Origin of the sequence: Sphingobium sp. CFD-2 (assembly GCF_024611135.1) — a bacterium.
GTDB lineage: Bacteria > Pseudomonadota > Alphaproteobacteria > Sphingomonadales > Sphingomonadaceae > Sphingobium > Sphingobium fuliginis.
The window spans coordinates 2,828,226-2,844,301 of the sequence record NZ_CP084405.1 but is presented as its reverse complement, the minus strand read 5'-3'; the positions used below and the strand labels follow the sequence as shown (position 1 = coordinate 2,844,301).

At 65.8% G+C, this 16,076-nt stretch carries 18 protein-coding genes; 8 read left to right on the top strand and 10 right to left on the bottom strand.

Annotation, left to right across the window (positions count from 1 at the left end):
* Nucleotide 1: 1 nt before the first annotated feature.
* From LDB29_RS14055 to flgB, 7 genes are all read right to left on the bottom strand, one after another.
* Entirely contained in the window at nucleotides 2-676 is a 675-nt protein-coding gene (locus LDB29_RS14055; RefSeq protein WP_373278224.1) for a flagellar basal body L-ring protein FlgH, read from the bottom strand.
* A 5-nt stretch (nucleotides 677-681) separates the two neighbouring features.
* Nucleotides 682-1,470 carry a flagellar basal-body rod protein FlgG gene (gene flgG, locus LDB29_RS14050; protein ID WP_025548597.1) on the bottom strand — a complete coding sequence of 263 codons (789 nt, stop codon included), beginning with the start codon at nucleotides 1,468-1,470 and terminating at the stop codon, nucleotides 682-684.
* Nucleotides 1,471-1,537: 67 nt separating this feature from the next.
* Entirely contained in the window at nucleotides 1,538-2,278 is a 741-nt protein-coding gene (locus tag LDB29_RS14045) for a flagellar basal body rod protein FlgF (protein WP_025548595.1), read from the bottom strand.
* A gap of 149 nt (nucleotides 2,279-2,427) precedes the next feature.
* Nucleotides 2,428-3,270 carry a flagellar hook-basal body complex protein gene (locus LDB29_RS14040; RefSeq protein WP_025548594.1) on the bottom strand — a complete coding sequence of 281 codons (843 nt, stop codon included), beginning with the start codon at nucleotides 3,268-3,270 and terminating at the stop codon, nucleotides 2,428-2,430.
* Nucleotides 3,271-3,321: 51 nt separating this feature from the next.
* Nucleotides 3,322-3,978, bottom strand: a complete 657-nt coding sequence (locus LDB29_RS14035; protein ID WP_025548592.1) for a flagellar hook assembly protein FlgD — start codon at nucleotides 3,976-3,978, stop codon at nucleotides 3,322-3,324.
* Nucleotides 3,975-4,385, bottom strand: coding sequence for a flagellar basal body rod protein FlgC (gene flgC / locus LDB29_RS14030; RefSeq protein ID WP_025548590.1), 411 nt, complete (start codon nucleotides 4,383-4,385; stop codon nucleotides 3,975-3,977). Before flgC ends, LDB29_RS14035 begins: the two co-directional genes overlap by 4 nt.
* A gap of 2 nt (nucleotides 4,386-4,387) precedes the next feature.
* Nucleotides 4,388-4,756 (bottom strand): flagellar basal body rod protein FlgB, encoded by a 369-nt coding sequence (flgB, locus tag LDB29_RS14025; RefSeq protein ID WP_025548588.1) that lies wholly within the window; start codon nucleotides 4,754-4,756, stop codon nucleotides 4,388-4,390.
* A gap of 264 nt (nucleotides 4,757-5,020) precedes the next feature.
* Between flgB and LDB29_RS14020 the strand changes: the two genes are divergently transcribed.
* The 8 genes from LDB29_RS14020 to LDB29_RS13985 all read left to right on the top strand — a co-directional run bounded on the left by LDB29_RS14020 (nucleotide 5,021) and on the right by LDB29_RS13985 (nucleotide 11,426).
* A complete protein-coding gene (locus LDB29_RS14020; RefSeq protein WP_025548587.1) occupies nucleotides 5,021-5,689 on the top strand; it encodes a MotA/TolQ/ExbB proton channel family protein in 669 nt (222 codons plus the stop codon).
* The gene (locus LDB29_RS14015) at nucleotides 5,686-6,168 is read left to right on the top strand and encodes a flagellar motor protein MotB (protein WP_025548585.1); all 483 of its coding nucleotides are present in this window, start codon (nucleotides 5,686-5,688) and stop codon (nucleotides 6,166-6,168) included. The genes LDB29_RS14020 and LDB29_RS14015 overlap by 4 nt, the downstream gene beginning before the upstream one ends.
* A gap of 129 nt (nucleotides 6,169-6,297) precedes the next feature.
* The gene (locus LDB29_RS14010) at nucleotides 6,298-6,846 is read left to right on the top strand and encodes a flagella basal body P-ring formation protein FlgA (RefSeq protein WP_025548583.1); all 549 of its coding nucleotides are present in this window, start codon (nucleotides 6,298-6,300) and stop codon (nucleotides 6,844-6,846) included.
* 46 nt (nucleotides 6,847-6,892) lie between these two features.
* Nucleotides 6,893-7,174: a flagellar biosynthesis anti-sigma factor FlgM gene (gene flgM, locus LDB29_RS14005; protein ID WP_025548582.1), complete on the top strand. Its 282-nt coding sequence runs from the start codon at nucleotides 6,893-6,895 to the stop codon at nucleotides 7,172-7,174.
* A 4-nt stretch (nucleotides 7,175-7,178) separates the two neighbouring features.
* Nucleotides 7,179-7,487, top strand: coding sequence for a hypothetical protein (locus LDB29_RS14000; protein ID WP_025548580.1), 309 nt, complete (start codon nucleotides 7,179-7,181; stop codon nucleotides 7,485-7,487).
* 225 nt (nucleotides 7,488-7,712) lie between these two features.
* Nucleotides 7,713-8,546, top strand: coding sequence for a hypothetical protein (locus LDB29_RS13995; protein WP_025548579.1), 834 nt, complete (start codon nucleotides 7,713-7,715; stop codon nucleotides 8,544-8,546).
* A 9-nt stretch (nucleotides 8,547-8,555) separates the two neighbouring features.
* Nucleotides 8,556-10,676, top strand: coding sequence for a flagellar biosynthesis protein FlhA (gene flhA, locus LDB29_RS13990; RefSeq protein WP_025548577.1), 2,121 nt, complete (start codon nucleotides 8,556-8,558; stop codon nucleotides 10,674-10,676).
* Between the two features lie 12 nt (nucleotides 10,677-10,688).
* Entirely contained in the window at nucleotides 10,689-11,426 is a 738-nt protein-coding gene (locus tag LDB29_RS13985) for a sigma-70 family RNA polymerase sigma factor (RefSeq protein ID WP_025548576.1), read from the top strand.
* Between the two features lie 63 nt (nucleotides 11,427-11,489).
* Here the strand turns inward: LDB29_RS13985 and mdoH are convergent, their stop codons facing one another.
* The 3 genes from mdoH to LDB29_RS13970 form a co-directional block, all read right to left on the bottom strand.
* Nucleotides 11,490-13,382 carry a glucans biosynthesis glucosyltransferase MdoH gene (gene mdoH, locus LDB29_RS13980; protein ID WP_061936564.1) on the bottom strand — a complete coding sequence of 631 codons (1,893 nt, stop codon included), beginning with the start codon at nucleotides 13,380-13,382 and terminating at the stop codon, nucleotides 11,490-11,492.
* Between the two features lie 87 nt (nucleotides 13,383-13,469).
* Nucleotides 13,470-14,981: a glucan biosynthesis protein gene (locus tag LDB29_RS13975; protein WP_025548574.1), complete on the bottom strand. Its 1,512-nt coding sequence runs from the start codon at nucleotides 14,979-14,981 to the stop codon at nucleotides 13,470-13,472.
* A 224-nt stretch (nucleotides 14,982-15,205) separates the two neighbouring features.
* On the bottom strand, nucleotides 15,206-16,024 hold the full coding sequence (locus tag LDB29_RS13970) for a flagellin (protein WP_025548572.1): 819 nt from the start codon (nucleotides 16,022-16,024) through the stop codon (nucleotides 15,206-15,208).
* Nucleotides 16,025-16,076 lie beyond the last annotated feature (52 nt).

Genomic DNA, 16,076 nt, shown 5'->3' with positions numbered 1-16,076 from the left:
ATCAGAAGGGGCTGATCATGGAGAAGAAGCGCTGCAGCCAGCCCTGGCGGCTGGCGCGGGCGATTTCCCCCTTGCCGGTGTAGATGATCTTCGCGTCGGCCACGCGGGTCGAGGCGATGCGGTTGTCCGGGCCGATGTCGGCCTGGCGGACGAGGCCGCTGATCTGGATATATTCGTCGCCGCGATTGAGCGTCAGCGCCTTTTCGCCCTTCACCAGCATCGTGCCGTTGGGATAGGTCGCCGCGATGGTCACGGTGATCTCCCCATTCAGGGCATTGGACTGGGTGGCGGCGCCCTTGCCGGTGAAGCTGTTGCTGCCGCTGGAGCCGATGTCGCTGGCGGAGAAGATCTTGGAGAGCGGGCCGGTGCTGGGCGGGGTCAGGGCGATGCTGCCGTCGCGGCTGGTGTCGGCGCTGTTGCTCTTGGTCGCCTGGGTCCGTTCGACCAGCACGATGGTGATGATGTCGCCCACGCTGGTCGCCCGCGCCCCGCTGGTGAGCGGGGTATAGCCTATCGACGCCTGGAAGATCGAACCGTTGGCGGCCGGGGCGGCAGGGGCGGCAACGACCGTGGGGGCATAAAATTGCCGTTCGGCATCGCGCTTCTTGCCGGCCATGGCCGGGGATGCGGCGAGGGCGGTTCCGAAGAGGAAGAAAATGGCCGTTCTGCGCATCATCCGGCTCACAGCTGCTGGTTGACGTACTGGAGCATTTCGTCGGTCGCCTTGATCATCTTGGAATTGACCTCATAGGCGCGTTGGGTCTCGATCATGTCGACCAGTTCCTCGACCACGTTGACGTTCGAGGTTTCGAGATAGCCGGAGCGGACGACGCCGCGCCCGTCCAGCCCCGCGACGCCGACCTGCGGCGTGCCGCTGGCGGCGCTTTCCTTCAGCAGATTGCCGCCGACCGCCTGAAGGCCGCCCGGGTTCATGAAGCTCGCCAGTTCGATCTGGCCGAGCTGGGTCGGTTCGGCCTGCCCCTGAAGCGTGGCGGAGACGGTGCCGTCATTGCCGATGGTGACGCTGGTGGCGCCTTCCGGAACCGTGATCTGCGGGATCAGCGGCAGCCCTTCGCTGGTGACGACGACGCCTTCCGCCGTGGTCGTGAAATTGCCGGCGCGGGTATAGGCGATGGAGCCGTCCGGCTGCTGCACCTGGAAATAGCCCGAACCCTCTATCGCCATGTCCAGCGTGTTGCCGGTCTGGTTGAGCGTGCCCTGGCTGTTGATCTTGGCCGTGCCCTGCATCGCGACGCCCGAGCCGAGGTTAAGGCCGGTGGCGAACTTGTTCTCGCTGTCGCTGTTCGCGCCCGCGGCCACGATCTGCTGGTAGGCCAGCGTTTCGAAATCGGCGCGATCGCGCTTGAAGCCGGTGGTGTTGACGTTCGCCAGGTTGTTGGCGATCACGCGCATCTTCGTGTTCTGCGCGTCAAGGCCGGTGCGGGCGACATGAAGGGCTGCGTTGGTCATGGCTCAAAATCTCCGTAGGGCCGTCAGGCTTGCCTGTCGAAAAGCAAGAGCCGTGCCAAATTAACCATCAGTCCAGGCGCATCAGCGATGCGCCGCCATCGTCGAGCTGCTTGGCGGTGTCGATCATCTTGACCTGGGTTTCCCAGGCGCGGCTCGCCTCGATCATCTGCACCAGCGCTGAGGTGGCGTTGACGTTCGACCCTTCCAGCGATCCGCCGGTCACGCTGGCGAGCGGATCGTCGGGCAGCGCGCCGCCATTGGCTTCGCGGAACAGCCCGTCCGTGCCCTTGGCGATGCTGGAGCCGACCGGGCTGACCAGCTTCAGCTTGTCCACCTGTTGCGGATTGGCGGGGTCGCCGCCCTGCGGCACGCCCCAGATGCTGCCGTCTTTCGCGATGGAGATGCTGTCCATCTGCGGCAGGGTGATAGGGCCGCCTTCGCCGAGCACGGGCAGGCCGTCGCCGGTGGTCAGCAGGCCGCTGTCGCTGACCTTGAGGTCGCCGCGGCGCGTATAGGCTTCGCTGCCGTCCGCGGCCTGAACGGCGAGCATCGCATCGCCGTTCATGGCCACGTCCAGCGGATTGCCGGTTTCGGTGACCGCGCCTTGCGCCATGTCGGCGGCGATCACCTGTTCGGACGCCTGCGCCCGCGTGTCGAAGGTGCTGCCCTTGATCCAGCGCGTCTCGGCATTGGCGATTTCCGCGCGGAAGCCGGTGGTGTTGACGTTCGCCAGATTGTTGGAGATCGCCGCCTGCCGCGCCATCGCGCCGCGCATCGCGGTGAGTGCCGTGTTGACGAGCCGGTCCATGGGGGTGTCCTGTTGTTGACTGCGGGCGCTGATTTATTTCCGTCACCCCCGCGGAGGCGGGGATCCATCTTCCAGCGTTGCCGCTTTGTGCGAGGTCGGGAGATGGGTTCCCGCGTTCGCGGGAATGACGGTTCAATTCATGCGGAAGCTTAGGTCCGCATGTTGACGATGGTGGTGGACAGCGTGTTCGCCGCCTCGATCGCCTTCGAGTTCGCCTGGAAGTTGCGCTGGGCGGAGATGAGGTTCACCAGTTCCTCGGTGATGTCGACGTTGGAGCGTTCCAGCGCGCCGGAGCGGACCGAGCCGAACAGGCCGCTATTGCCGGTGCCCAGCATCGGCGTGCCGCTCGCGTTGGTCGCGGTCCAATGGGCGTCGCCGCTCTGGCGCAGCCCTTCCTGGCTGTTGAACGCGGCGATGGCGGTTGCGCCCAGATAGACGGTGGAACCGTCGGCATAAACGCCGGTGATCTTGCCTTCTTCCGACACGCCCACGCTGGTGAGCTGGTTGCCGGTGCCGCCGTCGGGCCAGTTGGTCGGAATCTTGAGGTCGGTCAGCGATGTCGGGGTCAGGGTGCCCGTCACCGTCGGCGCGCCGGTAGTGGGATTGAGCGGGATCACCTGAAGCCGGGCGCCGGTGGTGTCGACGACATAGCGGTCCTCCTCCACCGAGAAGGCGCCGTTGCGGGTATAGCCCACCTGATTGTCGGCGCTGCGCTTCACCGTGAAGAAGCCTTCGCCGGTGATGGCGAGGTCCAGCGTCTTGTCGGTGGTCTCGATCGTGCCCTGGGTGAACTGCTGGCTGATGCCCTGGGCGCGCACGCCCTGGCCGGCGACCTGCGTCGTGGTCTGCATCGGCGCGGCGGCGAAGATGTCGCCGAACACGGCCTTGCTCTTCTTGAAGGCGGTCGAGTTGACGTTGGCGACATTGTTCGCCGTGGTCGACAGGTCGGTCTGGGCGGCCTTCAGGCCGGAAAGCGAGATGTAGAAGGACATGGCGTTGCTCCTTGGGTGAAAAGGAAAATCGGTGTGAAAAGGATTGGTCGGTTAGGCGAGCGAGATGGCGTCGGACGGCGAATAGGTGCCGAGCGCGGTGATCAGTTTCGACGAACTGCCGTCGGCGGGTGACTGGACGGCGGCGATGGTGGCCCAGCTCGCGACGCGGCTGGGGCTGGCGCCGTTGACCTTGATCTTCAGCGCGTCGGTGGCGATGGTGTTGCCGGCTTCATCCTTGCCGTCCCAATAGAAATTGATGTCGCCCTTGGGCTGGTCGCCCAGTTCGATCGTCTTGACGACATTGCCGTTGCCGTCGATCAGGTCGACGCTGGCGTCGCTGGTCGCGGCGGCAAAGCTGACCTGGCCCATATATTGGCCGGCCGCATCGGGCGCGGCGATGTTGCTCTGCACCAGCATCGACTTGCCGATCCAGCTTGCCGCGTCGCCAAGGCGCGATCCGGTCAGTTGCGACGCCAGATTCTTCAGCGTCTGGTTCATTTCCGCGATGCCGCTGCTGTTGGTGATGGTCGCCATCTGCGCGACCATCTGGGCGTTATCGACGGGTTCGAACGGGTCCTGCGTCTGCATCTGCGCGGTCAGCAGGCGCAGGAAGTCCGCCTGGCCCATTTCCGACTTGCCCGTGCCGACATTGGCATAGGGGTTATAGACGGACAGGCCCGCGCTGTCGGTGGCGGTCGTGGTCGTCATTTGCCGATCCTTATGGTTTCCATCATCAGGGACTTGGCGGTGTTCAGCACCTGCACGTTGTTCTGGTACATGCGGGCGGTCTCGATCATGTCGACCAGCTCCGCGCTGCTATCCACGGCGGCTTCCCAGACATCGCCATTCTTGTCGGCCAGCGGATGGTTGGGATCGTGGCGCTTGGTGGGCTGCGCATTGGTGGTGACGACATTCTGGACCTTGACGGTCGAGACGCCGGGGCTGTCGGTGACGGACTGGAACACCGGCTTGATCGCGCGATAGGCCTCCGCCGCGCTGCCGGTGACGTTGCCGGCGTTCGCCATGTTGGAGGCGGTGGCGTTGAGCCGCACAAGCTGCGCGCTCATGGCGCGGCCGGCGATGTCGAAGACGTTCAGGGGGCCATGGCCGCTCATGCTCATTCTCCCTTAAGCGCGCGGGTGATGGTGTTGATGCGGCCCTCCAGGAAGGAGAGGGTCGTGCGATATTTGACGGCGTTTTCCGCAAACAAAGTCTGTTCGGTGCTGAGTTCGACCGTGTTGCCGTCGAGGCTGGGTTGCAGCGGCACGCGATAGCCCATCGAATCGTCGACGGCCTGCGACACGTCGGCGGCGGATTTGCCCTGCCGCGTCGTGGCTTCCTTGAGGGCGGACTCGAAATCGATGTCGCGCGCCTTGTATCCGGGCGTCGAAGCGTTCGCGATATTGGACGCGAGCAGGGACAGGCGCTGCGAGCGAAGCGCCAGCGCCTTTCCATGTATCCCGAACAATCCGTCTTCCAGCGACATTGTCGTCTTTCCGCTTTTTTCCGCCCCGATGGGCCTAAAACTTCCGTCTCCCCCGCCGTTCTGAGGCCTGATGGCGTGAACTGCGGGTGATCCAGCCTGATATTCGCAAGAGCCGTGCCAATTTGCGTGGGTGACGCATCGGCATGGCGGAAAATGGCGGAAATCTGGGGGATTGCGTGAGGATGGCGGCAAGGGCGGCAAAATTTTGCCGGCGGGTGGCAGCGCTTTGCCGCCGGCCGGCCGGGCGTAAGCGGGGACGTGAAGATGATCGGGATCATGGCGCATTTGTTCGACCCCCTGACCTTGCTGGCCATGGTCGCGGGGATCGGGCTGGTGGCGCTGTTCCAGAATGGCGCGCGGGCGCTGGGGCGGGCCTTTGCCGCCCTTGTTCCCCTGTTGCGCGCCGATCCAGCGAAGGACCGGGATGCTGCGCGGGCGGCCATGCTGAAGATCGATCAGGTCGCGCAACTGCGCGGCCTTGCCTGCACGGACCGGGTGAAGACGGCCAATCCCTATCTGACCGAAGCCGCGCGCAAGCTCGCCAATTGCGAGAAGACGGAGCAGTTCGAACTGTGGGCCGCGCAATCGCTGGCGGACCGGGCGCAGCGCCATGGCTCTGCCTGCAAGGTCTGGCTGTCCATCGCGGATGCCGCCCCGGCCCTGGGCATGGCGGGCACGATCATCGGCCTGGTCGGCATGTTCGCCGCGATGGACGATCCGGCGGCGCTGGGCCCCTCCATGGCCCTGGCGCTCCTCACCACCTTCTATGGCGTGGTCATTGCCAATGTCATCGCCGCGCCCGTAGCGACGCGGCTTGCCGACCTGTCGGAACGGGAACTCGCCTGGCAGAAGGAGGTCACTGATCGCATGGCCGCCATCGCGCGGCGGGAAAATGTGCCGATGCGCCGCGCCTCGATCCGCGAGGTGGCATGAATATCTCCGCCCTTGCCGGGGCGCGGCGCGGCCGCTGGGCGATCAGCTTCGCCGACCTGCTGCTGTTGCTGCTCGGCTTTTTCGTCATGCTTCAGGCCAGCGGCCAGCGGCGTGACGCCATGCTGGCGCAGGTGCGGCAGCAATTTGGCGGCCATGCCAGCAGTCCCATGGAAATCCACGCCGCCGAACTGTTCCTGCCCGGTGAAGCGTTGCTGACGCAGCAGGGCCGGAAGCGGCTGAAGATCGTGGCGGATCGCTTTGCGCTGGGGCGCGAGCGGCTGGAGGTCAGCAGCCGCGGCACGGATGTGGGGCATCAGCGCTTCGACGGCTGGGACCTGTCGGCGGCGCGCCTCGGCGCCGTGGCGCGGGCGCTGAAGGCCGAAGGCATTGGCGGCGACCGGCTGGTGCTGCGCGGGCTGGACCAGTTGGATGGCGAGGGCGGCAAGGGGCAGGTGATCCTGATTGTCGCGGGGCGTTAGGCGTCGACCGCCCCAAAGCTGCTGCTGTTTTTTTTGGGCACGGCTCGCCTCCCCCCGCAGCAGCGTCCATTATATGGCACGAATTTTGCGTGATTCATGGTTAATCCTGTCCGCTTTCGGAGAGATACCGTGACGAATTTGCCCAAGATCCTGCTTCTGGCGCTGTCCGTTTCAGCGTCCGATCCTGCGCTGGCGCAGCAGAAGTTCGAGAATCTGGATCGGATCGACAGTCTGGTCGCGATGACCGTCGGCGCCAATCTGGGCGAACCGGGCGGGCCGATCGCGCCGGTCGACCGGCGTTTGCGGCTGGCCGCCTGTCCGGCGACGCCCAGCGTGGACGGGCCTGTCTTTGGCGCCGCCATCGTCAAGTGCGATGCGTTAGGCTGGCGAATCCGCGTGCCGTTGGTGGCCGGCGGCGCCGCTGCCGCTTCCGGGCCGGTGGCGCGCTACGCCCCTGCGCCGCGGGCGGCGCCCAGGGAGGCCGCCGTCAAGAAGGGCGACCCGGTGCAATTGATGGCGGGCAATGCGGCCTTCAGCGTCTCGCGCATGATGGTCGCGGACGAGGACGGCGCCGTGGGCGAGACGATCCGCGTGCGGGAAGACAGGAAATCCGCGCCGATATTGGCGCAGGTCGTGGAAATGGGAATTGTTCGTGTTCCGGGATTTAACAATTTTTGAACCCGGCCGTATATAGACTGTGCGGGACGAATGAAGGATTGAAACGATGATCAAGTCTGTCGGCCAGAATATCAGCGCCGCCATAGAGGCAGCCCGCCTGAAGGAAGGCGGCAGGACGACGCGCGCTTCTTCGACCGGTTCGGCCGCGACTTCCGCTTCTTCGGCCAGTTCGGCAAGCCCCGTCGCCCGCATGGCGGCCGAAGGCGCGCCGGTCGACATGGACCGCGTCGCCGCGATCAAGGCGGCCATCGCTTCCGGCAATTACCCCGTCGATCCGGCGGCGATCGCGGATCGCATGCTGGCGCTCGACCTGCCGGCGGCCGGTTGACCCCATGCCGCTCGGTCTTGCAGCGCTGGACGAGTTGGGCGCGGCTTTCGAAGAGCTGCGCGGGGCACTGGACGGCGTGGATGCGGCGGTGATCGAAGCGGCGACGCAGCGGATCGCCAAAGCCGCGTCCGCTGTTCGCGCCATCGGCGTATGGCGGTCCGACGAAGCGGTGAAGGATCGATTGAGGGCGCTCCAGCCGCTGATGGAATCGGCGCGGATCCGTACCAACCTGCTCGTGGACCATGCGAATCAGCGGCTTGCGATACTCGCGGCGCGCGGCGCGGAAACGGCGCCTCTGGTTTACGGGCGCTGAAAATCCGACCCTCCGAGACGTTGCAAGGGCGCCCGCTACGGCGCCCTTTTTGCTTTCCACTGACGGCGGACTGGGCTCCTGCCTGCGCAGGAGCAGGTGGGCGCGGCTTGATTTGACCGGAGCAGGCTCCATTCCCGAAAATCAAATTATGAGCGCGCGTTAACCAAATCTTGGCACGTCACTTGCTCTAATGACCCCCGGTACCAACGGGGATTGATCGAACCAGTGTCGGCTTTCGCAGACATCGCAGGAACGGGGGCGGCAACGGGCGCTTCGACGGGCAATCGCGTGACCAACGCGATCGCCATGGCCAGCCGGCGGACGGGCGTGGACTTCGCCTATCTGCTGGGGCAGGCGAAGATCGAGAGCAGCCTCAATCCCACCGCTCGCGCGACCACCTCCTCCGCGACCGGGCTTTACCAGTTCGTCGACCAGAGCTGGCTGGCGGTCATCGACCAGCATGGCGGCGAATATGGGCTGGGCTGGGCCGCCGACGCGATCAGCCGGGGCAGCAATGGCCGCTATTATGTGGCCGATCCCGACCTTCGCCAGCAGATACTGGACCTGCGCAAGCATCCCGAAACCGCATCCGTCATGGCCGCCCAACATGCCGCTGACAACAAGGCCACATTGGAGCAGCGGCTGGGCCGCGAGGCGGAACCGGTCGACCTTTACATGGCCCATTTCCTGGGCGTCGGCGGGGCCAGCAGGTTCCTGTCGATGAACGACCGCGTGCCCAATGCCGCCGCCGCCGGGATGTTCCCGGCCGCCGCCCGCGCCAACCGGTCCATCTTCTACGACAGGCAGGGCAACGCCCGCAGCTTCGCCGAAATCCGCGACCGCTTCGCCGCCAAGCTCCAGAAGGGCTTCGATTCGGTCGGCGGCGGCGACATTCAATATGCCGATGCGTCTTTGCCCTCCGGCGCGAAGACCGTGCAGCCCGCCGACTATGTGCGGATCGAAACCCAGCGCCTTGCGACCGCCGCCGACGTCACCGTCCGGCCCGAACCGCAGACGGCGCGCCTCGCCTATCTCATGCTCGCCACCCTCGGAAGGTAACGGCCCGATATGACTCCCGCCCAAGTCAAAGCGAAGATCTGGATGAGCGCCGCCAAGGGGGCGGTGCTGCCCATTGCGACGCTGATGGTCGTGCTGTTCATGATGGTGCCGGTGCCGGCGATCATGCTGGACGTCGGCTTCATCACCAACATCATGATCAGCCTGGCCGTGCTGATGGTGGCGCTGAACGCCGCCAAACCGCTCGACTTCTCCAGCTTTCCGACGGTGCTGCTGTTCGCGACGCTGCTGCGGCTGGCGCTGAACGTCGCGTCGACCCGCGTCGTGCTGGTGAACGGGCATGAAGGCACCGATTCGGCGGGCCATGTGATCGAGGCCTTCGGCCATTTCCTGATCGGCGGCGATTATGTCGTCGGCATCTTCGTCTTCGCGATCCTGATGATCATCAACCTGGTCGTGATCACCAAGGGCGCGGGCCGCGTGTCGGAAGTCAGCGCCCGCTTCACCCTGGACGCCCTGCCGGGCAAGCAGATGGCGATCGACGCCGACCTGAACGCCGGCCTGCTGACCCCGGAAGAGGCCAAGGTCCGCCGCCGTGAAGTGGCGACCGAGGCGGACTTCTACGGATCGATGGACGGCGCCTCCAAATTCGTGAAGGGCGATGCGGTCGCAGGCATCCTGATCCTGGCCATCAACATCGTTGGCGGCATCATATTGGGCGTGGTCAGCCACAAGCTCAGCATCGGGGAAGCTGCCCAGACCTATATCATCCTGGCCATCGGCGACGCGCTGGTCGCGCAGATTCCGGCGCTGCTGCTCTCCATCGCCGCCGCCGCCATCGTGACGCGGGTCGGCAGCGAGGACGATCTGTCGAACCAGATCACCAGCCAGTTCGGTTCGGGCAAGGCCTGGATGCCGGTCGCGGCGATCCTGACCTTCCTGGGTATCCTGCCCGGCATGCCGCACATGATCATCCTGCCCGCCGCCGCGGTGGCGGGCGGCATCGCCTGGCACCTCCGCAAGTCCAGCCAGCGCAAGGCCGCCGAACCCGAAGCCGCCGCCCCGCCGCCCAATCCCGCGCTGATCGAGTGGAACGACGTGTCGGACGGCGCGGTGCTGGGTCTGGAGATCGGCTATGGCCTGATCAGCCTGGTGGACGAGCGCAAGGGCGCGCCGCTGATGGCCCGCATCACCGGCATCCGCCGCCAGCTTTCGAAGGAACTGGGCTTCGTCGTGCCGATGGTCCGCGTGAAGGACAATCTGGCGCTGGAGCCGAACCAATATCGCATCACCATCGCCGGCGTCGTCGTGGGCGAGGACGAGATTTTCCCCGACGACCTGCTGGCGCTGGACAGCGGCGCGCTGGAGGGAACGGTGTCCGGCCGCGAGGCGAAGGACCCGACCTTCGGCCTCGACGCCGTCTGGATTTCGCCCGCCAAGCGCAGCGAAGCGGTGGTCGCGGGCTATACGGTGGTCGATCCGCCGACGGTGGTCGCCACCCATCTCAACCAGCTTATCGCCATGAACGCCAGCGAGATGTTCGGCTTGGACGAAGCGCGCAAGCTGCTCGACAACCTCAAGGACGCCGCGCCGCAACTGGTCGACGGCCTGACGCCGGGGCTGCTGAACCTGACGCAGATCAGCGCGCTTTGCCGCGCCCTGCTGGCGGAGGGCATTCCACTCAAGGATTTCCGCCGCATCTGCGAGGCGATGGTCGACGCGGCGCGGCCCGACATGACGCTGGACCAACTGGTCGAAGCGGTGCGCCAGCGCATCGGTTCGCTGATCATCCAGGGGCTGGTGCCGGTGAAGATGCCGCTGCCGGTGATCACGCTGGACGGCGATCTGGAAGCGTTGCTGGCGCAGGCGATGCGGGTCGCGGGCGATGCCCGGCACCCGATCGAACCCGCCCTTGCCAACCGCATCATAGAGGCGGTGGTCACGGCGGCCCGTCCGCTGCTGGGGCAGGCGCGCAACTTCGCCATCGTCACCTCGCCGCTGGCCCGCCGCGCGCTGGCCCGGCTGTTCAAGCCGCATCTGCCGGAGACGCCGGTGCTGTCCTTCCTCGAAATTCCCGATGGCAAGGGCGTGGAAGTCGTCGCCGTGGTCGGCGGCGAGCAGCGGCCCGCGCCGCGCCACGACCCCCTGCCGACACGCGAACGCGTTGCCTGAGGAGCCTGACCGATGTTCATGAATAGGGTCGTCGCCGGTTCCGATGCCAACACCTATGGCCGGTCCGCCCATGCCAATTCGCCCGAACGGCTGGCGCGCCAATATATGCCGCTGGTGCGCAAGATCGCCTGGCATGTCCATGGCCGGGTATCGAGCGCCATCGAGATCGAGGACCTGCTCCAGATCGGCATGGTTGCGCTGGTCGAGGCAGCCAATGGCTTCGAGGATCGGGGCCTTGGCTTCGCCTCCTATGCGCAGATGCGCGTGCGCGGGGCGATGATAGACCATCTGCGCCGCCATGCGACGATGACGCGTTCCGCCATGTCGCAGCGCAAGCAGTTAGGGGCCATCCGCAACCGGTTGGAGCAGAAGCTGGGCCGTGCGCCGCTGGAGGCGGAGATGTCCGCCGAAATGGGGCTGGACCCCGCCGCCTATCGCGAAGTGGCGGATGGCTGCGAGATGGTGCAGCATAGCAGCATGGACGAGGTCTATTCCGACCAGTCCATGTGGTTTGCCGATGTCGAGGATCGCGCCGACGATGTGATGGAGCGGGAATCGCTCAAAGCCGCGCTCGCCAAATGCATAGGCGACCTGCCGCAGCGGGAGGCGCTGGTGCTTCAGCTTTATTTCGTCGAGGAACTCAATCTGGAGGAGATCGGCGCGACGCTGGACATCGGCGCGGCGCGGGTGTGCCAGATCAAGAAGGCCGCGCTGGACAGGCTGCGCGAGAAATTGCGGGATTGGGACTGAGTCCCTTCGCTTTCCTTCAGACGTGCCGTGCTCCTGCGCAGGAACACGGTGTTTCAGGATCGACTAACTGTCGTTCGCGGCGTTGGAGAAGTCCTTGATCGGCGCATTGTCCAACTGCAACTGCCGATAGCGCGTCTTCTGGTAATTCTGCATCCGCCACCAGGGTTCCGCCACCTGGAACAGCCCGCTTTTCGCGACATGGCTGCCCCAATCCTTGCGCGCCGTGAAGGCCGCGAAGAAGGGCGCCAGCACCAGACCTGCCGCCACCGGCACGATCCAGCCCAGCGATGTATCGGACTCGACCGCCAGCAGCGTCAGCCCCATGCCCAGCAGGATATGCCATTTGAACAGCCAGATCGCCGGCAGCATCCGCATGCCGTCGCGGTCGCGGGTCTGGCCGTTCCAGCTGCTCTTGCGGCCCATCAATATGCCGAACAGGTTGATCGTCTGCGTGAGCATGCTGATCGGCGCCATCAGGATCGACAGCGCGATGTCCGCGATCACGCCGCGCATCATGCGCACTCCGCCGCCGAAACCGATGCGCCGTGCAGGATCGGCCAGCGCCCAGAGCAGCGCCAGCAGCTTCGGCCCGAACAGCAGCACTGCCGTCAGCGCCAGCAGCCCGCCCGACGGCAATATGGCGCTCGGCGGCCAGACGCCCGCCACCGCGCCGCCCAGCACCACCAGCATCAGCGCCAGCCACAGCGGCGAGGTGCAATAGGCCGACGCCCCGACGAAGAGCTGGAACTTGCTGACCGGGTGCATGCCCCTGATCTTCGAGAGCAGGGGGATATGCTGGATATTGCCCTGGCACCAGCGGCGGTCGCGGGTGGCGAGATCGGGCAGGGAAGGGGGAAATTCCTCGAAACTGTCGTCGGCCATGACGATATGCACGTCCCAGCCGCGACGGCGCAGCAGGGCCGCCTCTATCATGTCATGGCTCATGATATGCCCGCCGAAGGGCGCGCGCCCCGGCAGTTCGGGCAGGCCGCAGCTCTGCGCGAAGGCCCTGGTCCGCAGGATCGCATTATGGCCCCAGAACATGCCTTCCGACCCTGACCACCAGATCATGCCGGCGGCGGAAATGGGGCCGAACAGGCGGCTGGCGAATTGCTGCCAGCGGGCGAACAGCGTCGACGCGCCGACGATCGACGGCACGGTCTGGATCAGGCCGACATGCGGATGCCGCTCCATATCCGAGGCCAGCCGCGCCATGGTCTGGCCGCTCATCACGCTGTCCGCGTCCAGCACGATCATATAGTCATAGGCGCCGCCGAAGCGTTCGACCCATTCCGCGATATTGCCCGGCTTGCGCCCGACATTGAGTGCGCGGCGGCGGTAATGGACGGGGCGGGAAAAGCCCTTGCGCATCTTCAGATAGGCGGCGCGCTCCTTCTCCCCATTTTCCGGGTTGGAATCGGAGAGGATGAAGAATTCGAACCGCTCGCCCCCCATGACCTGTGCCAGCGAGCGCTCCATGATCGACAGGCGGCCGAGCACGCCCTGAAAATCCTCATTGCAGACAGGCAGCAGCACGGCGGTGCGCCCGCGCAGCGGCGCCGTCGACCGCGCGCGATAGGGACGGACGCCCGGGCCGCGCCCCATGGTCAGCAGCAGGAAACCGATCAGGCTGGTGGCGAAGCCGAAGGCGATCCAGGCGAAGAGCGGGATGAAGAGGGCGAGATAGACGCCCTCCCATGCCGAAATGCCGTCCAGGCCGATGGAACGCCGCATCTCATGCGCCGCCATGGAGGCGGGCAGCAGCGCCAGCAGCACCACCAGGGTGCGCCGGGCCCAGAGGTCGATGTTGAACGGACGGTGGGGCAGGTCGCGCGGGGTCGCGGAAAAATCCTGCGCGGGCATGGCCAGGGGCCTCTCCGGGGGAAGATGCTCGAACGCCCTGGCGGTCGCCATTCCGCCGGTCCTGTTGCTGTGCACGCCACCCGTTGCTTTCATGCCCGACTCGTTTCGCCAGATTTCACGGGCTCGAAACCCGTCACCAGAACCGCCTTGAACCCGGCTGGTTCCCTTGTCGCCCTTAATTCACGCGCCCAGCGGGTAATGCACATATTCGCTGAACGGGCGATTGCCAGCCCTGAGCTGGGCGCGGATATCGGTCGGCCTGCCCCGGTCCCGACGAATATCCAGGACCATCCGGAACATGTCCTTCTGGTGCAGGACCGGATAGCCGGCCTTCTTGACCAGCGTTCCGCCGGCAAGATCGACCCATATGTCCGGCCTGCTTCCGGTCGGCACGCCGGCGAAGTCGACCAGGAAACGGTCGACCCCGGCTTCGCCCGACTGCCCGGTCCAGATATTCTCCACCGTGGCAAGGCCGGCGGAAGCGGGGGCGCGGGCGGCGGACCAGTCCAGCCGATAGCTCGCCTCTATCCGGCTGCCCGCGCGGGTGGGCGCGGCGGGGGTCCAATAGGCCGCGACATTGTCGGTATATTCGCTGTCGGTCGGAAAGGCATAGAGCCGCACCTGTCCGGCGCCCAGCGGCTTGCGGCTGGTCGCCCACAGGGAAGGCCGCCGTTCGTAGAAGACGCCGTCATCCTGATAATGGTCGAAATTGCGGTCGCGCTGGAGCAGTCCGAAGCCCTTGGGATTGCGCTCCTCAAACACATCGACGCGGGGGGCGGAGGGATTGACCAGCGGACGGCAATGGACGGTCCCATCCGCGCCGGCGATGGAGAGCAGGTCGGAATCGTGGATTTCCGGCCGCCAGTCGGTGCGGGTGCGCCGGTCGGCCTGATCGTACCAGAACATGCTGGTCATCGGCATCAGCCCCAGTTCCGCGATCGCCTTGCGCGTGAACAGCACGGCGTCGACATCCTGCCGCACGCCCTGCGGCGTCAGTTCATTGGCAAAGCGGAAGGCGCCGGTGAGCGATGCGCTGTCCATCAGCGCATAGACGGTGACGCTGCTGCGCCCGGTCCGCTCCAGCCAGAAATGGGTGAAGCGGGGAAATTCCTCCTTCCCCGCGATGCTGGTGTTGATGGCGACGGCGCGGGCCGATAGCCCGAACTGCCTTTCGGCGGGGGCGCGGAAATAGGTCGCGCCCAGAAAGGACAGCCAGTCGCCGTCCCGCGCCTGATTCATGATGCGGAAGCCGGCAAAGCCCGCATCGGGCCCCAATGCGCGCACCGCATTGCCCGGCGGCGCGTCGAACATGGCGGGATCGTAGCGCAGCGGCGTCGCCCGGCCTTTTTCGACCAGCGCGATCTCCACCGGCTGCTGCACCGTGCCGCTCAGGGGGAACAGGCGGATGCCGGTATCGTCGCCGCTTTCGTTCCAGATGGTCCGCTCGTCACGGAAGCGCGCCTCGTTGAACGCATCATAGCCGATCCTGTCGGCGCCGGGGAAGAAGGGCGTCACCATGAACGCGCCGCGGGCGAGGCGCTGTGCCCGGGCGATCAGCATGGTCCAGGAAAAGGCCTCGGCCCGGTTCTGGGCCAGCACGGAATGCGGCAGCAGCAGCGCAGCGCCGGATGCCGCGATCATTGCGCGGCGTCCGATTCCTGTCGAAGAATTGTTGGTCATGGCCGTCATCATGGGTGTGACAACCGCCAATGCAAGTGTTTCGATCCCGCATTGATTGGAAACCGGCCGATCGACAAATGCGATGAAGCCTCCGCCCGGGGGGACGGAGGCTTCGTTATGCTGGTCGTTTCATCGAAGTTTTTACCCCCGGCGCGGTGGGGACTGTAAATGCGCCGGGGGCGGCATGACCGGCCGGGGTGACCAAAACCCCAGCCGGTCAATCTGAGTGTCGCAGCTTAGCTGATCAGCTTCAGCACGCCCTGCTGGCTCTGGTTCGCCTGGGCCAGCATCGCGGTCGAGGCCTGGCTCAGGATCTGCTGCTTGGCGAGCGCGGTCGTTTCGGCCGAGAAGTCGGCGTCCTCGATGCGGCTGCGGGCGTCGGTCAGGTTGGTGACGTTGGCCGTCAGCGTGTTGACCGTCGATTCGAGGCGGCTCTGCGTCGAACCCAGCGTGGCGCGGGCGGTCGAGACCGACTGAAGCGCCGTGTCATAGAGCGCCAGGGTGGCGGTGGTCGCAGCCGAGCCGCTCACGGTGGCGGCGCTGGCGCCGACGACGGCCGAGAGGTCGATGCCGCCGACGGAGAGCGAGACCGAGTCGGCCGCGGTCGAACCGGCCTGGATCGTGATCGTCGCCGCCGTGGTCGGGAACAGCGAGATGCCGTTGAACTTGGTGTTGGTCATCACGCTGTTGATCTGGGTCGACAGCTGGTCGAGTTCCGAGGTGATGTTCGCCTTCGAATTGGTGTCGTTGGTGCCGTTCAGCGCCTGGACGGTCAATTCACGCATACGCTGCAGCATGTTGCTGACTTCGCCCAGCGCACCTTCCGCCGTCTGGGCGAGCGAGATGCCGTCATTGGCGTTGCGGATGCCCTGGGTCATGCCGCGGATCTGCGAGGTCATGGTCGATGCGATGGCAAGGCCGGCCGCGTCGTCCTTCGCGCTGTTGATGCGCTTGCCGGTCGACAGGCGTTCCATCGCGGTGCTGAGCGCCTTGCTGGCCTGGGCCGAAGCATTGGATGCACGCAGCGCCGAGGAGTTGGTTCCGATAACAGTCATTTTGATACCCTTTCGTTCGTTCAGGTCGCTGCCATCAGGCTGCTTGCGGCCT

Bases quoted from the DNA above. Each gene is read 5' to 3' on its own strand.
- LDB29_RS14055 (WP_373278224.1), bottom strand. From the start codon at position 676: ATGATGCGCAGAACGGCCATTTTCTTCCTCTTCGGAACCGCCCTCGCC.
- flgG (WP_025548597.1), bottom strand. From the start codon at position 1,470: ATGACCAACGCAGCCCTTCATGTCGCCCGCACCGGCCTTGACGCGCAG.
- LDB29_RS14045 (WP_025548595.1), bottom strand. From the start codon at position 2,278: ATGGACCGGCTCGTCAACACGGCACTCACCGCGATGCGCGGCGCGATG.
- LDB29_RS14040 (WP_025548594.1), bottom strand. From the start codon at position 3,270: ATGTCCTTCTACATCTCGCTTTCCGGCCTGAAGGCCGCCCAGACCGAC.
- LDB29_RS14035 (WP_025548592.1), bottom strand. From the start codon at position 3,978: ATGACGACCACGACCGCCACCGACAGCGCGGGCCTGTCCGTCTATAAC.
- flgC (WP_025548590.1), bottom strand. From the start codon at position 4,385: ATGAGCGGCCATGGCCCCCTGAACGTCTTCGACATCGCCGGCCGCGCC.
- flgB (WP_025548588.1), bottom strand. From the start codon at position 4,756: ATGTCGCTGGAAGACGGATTGTTCGGGATACATGGAAAGGCGCTGGCG.
- LDB29_RS14020 (WP_025548587.1), top strand. From the start codon at position 5,021: ATGATCGGGATCATGGCGCATTTGTTCGACCCCCTGACCTTGCTGGCC.
- LDB29_RS14015 (WP_025548585.1), top strand. From the start codon at position 5,686: ATGAATATCTCCGCCCTTGCCGGGGCGCGGCGCGGCCGCTGGGCGATC.
- flgM (WP_025548582.1), top strand. From the start codon at position 6,893: ATGATCAAGTCTGTCGGCCAGAATATCAGCGCCGCCATAGAGGCAGCC.
- LDB29_RS14000 (WP_025548580.1), top strand. From the start codon at position 7,179: ATGCCGCTCGGTCTTGCAGCGCTGGACGAGTTGGGCGCGGCTTTCGAA.
- flhA (WP_025548577.1), top strand. From the start codon at position 8,556: ATGACTCCCGCCCAAGTCAAAGCGAAGATCTGGATGAGCGCCGCCAAG.
- LDB29_RS13985 (WP_025548576.1), top strand. From the start codon at position 10,689: ATGTTCATGAATAGGGTCGTCGCCGGTTCCGATGCCAACACCTATGGC.
- mdoH (WP_061936564.1), bottom strand. From the start codon at position 13,382: ATGAAAGCAACGGGTGGCGTGCACAGCAACAGGACCGGCGGAATGGCG.
- LDB29_RS13975 (WP_025548574.1), bottom strand. From the start codon at position 14,981: ATGATGACGGCCATGACCAACAATTCTTCGACAGGAATCGGACGCCGC.
- LDB29_RS13970 (WP_025548572.1), bottom strand. From the start codon at position 16,024: ATGACTGTTATCGGAACCAACTCCTCGGCGCTGCGTGCATCCAATGCT.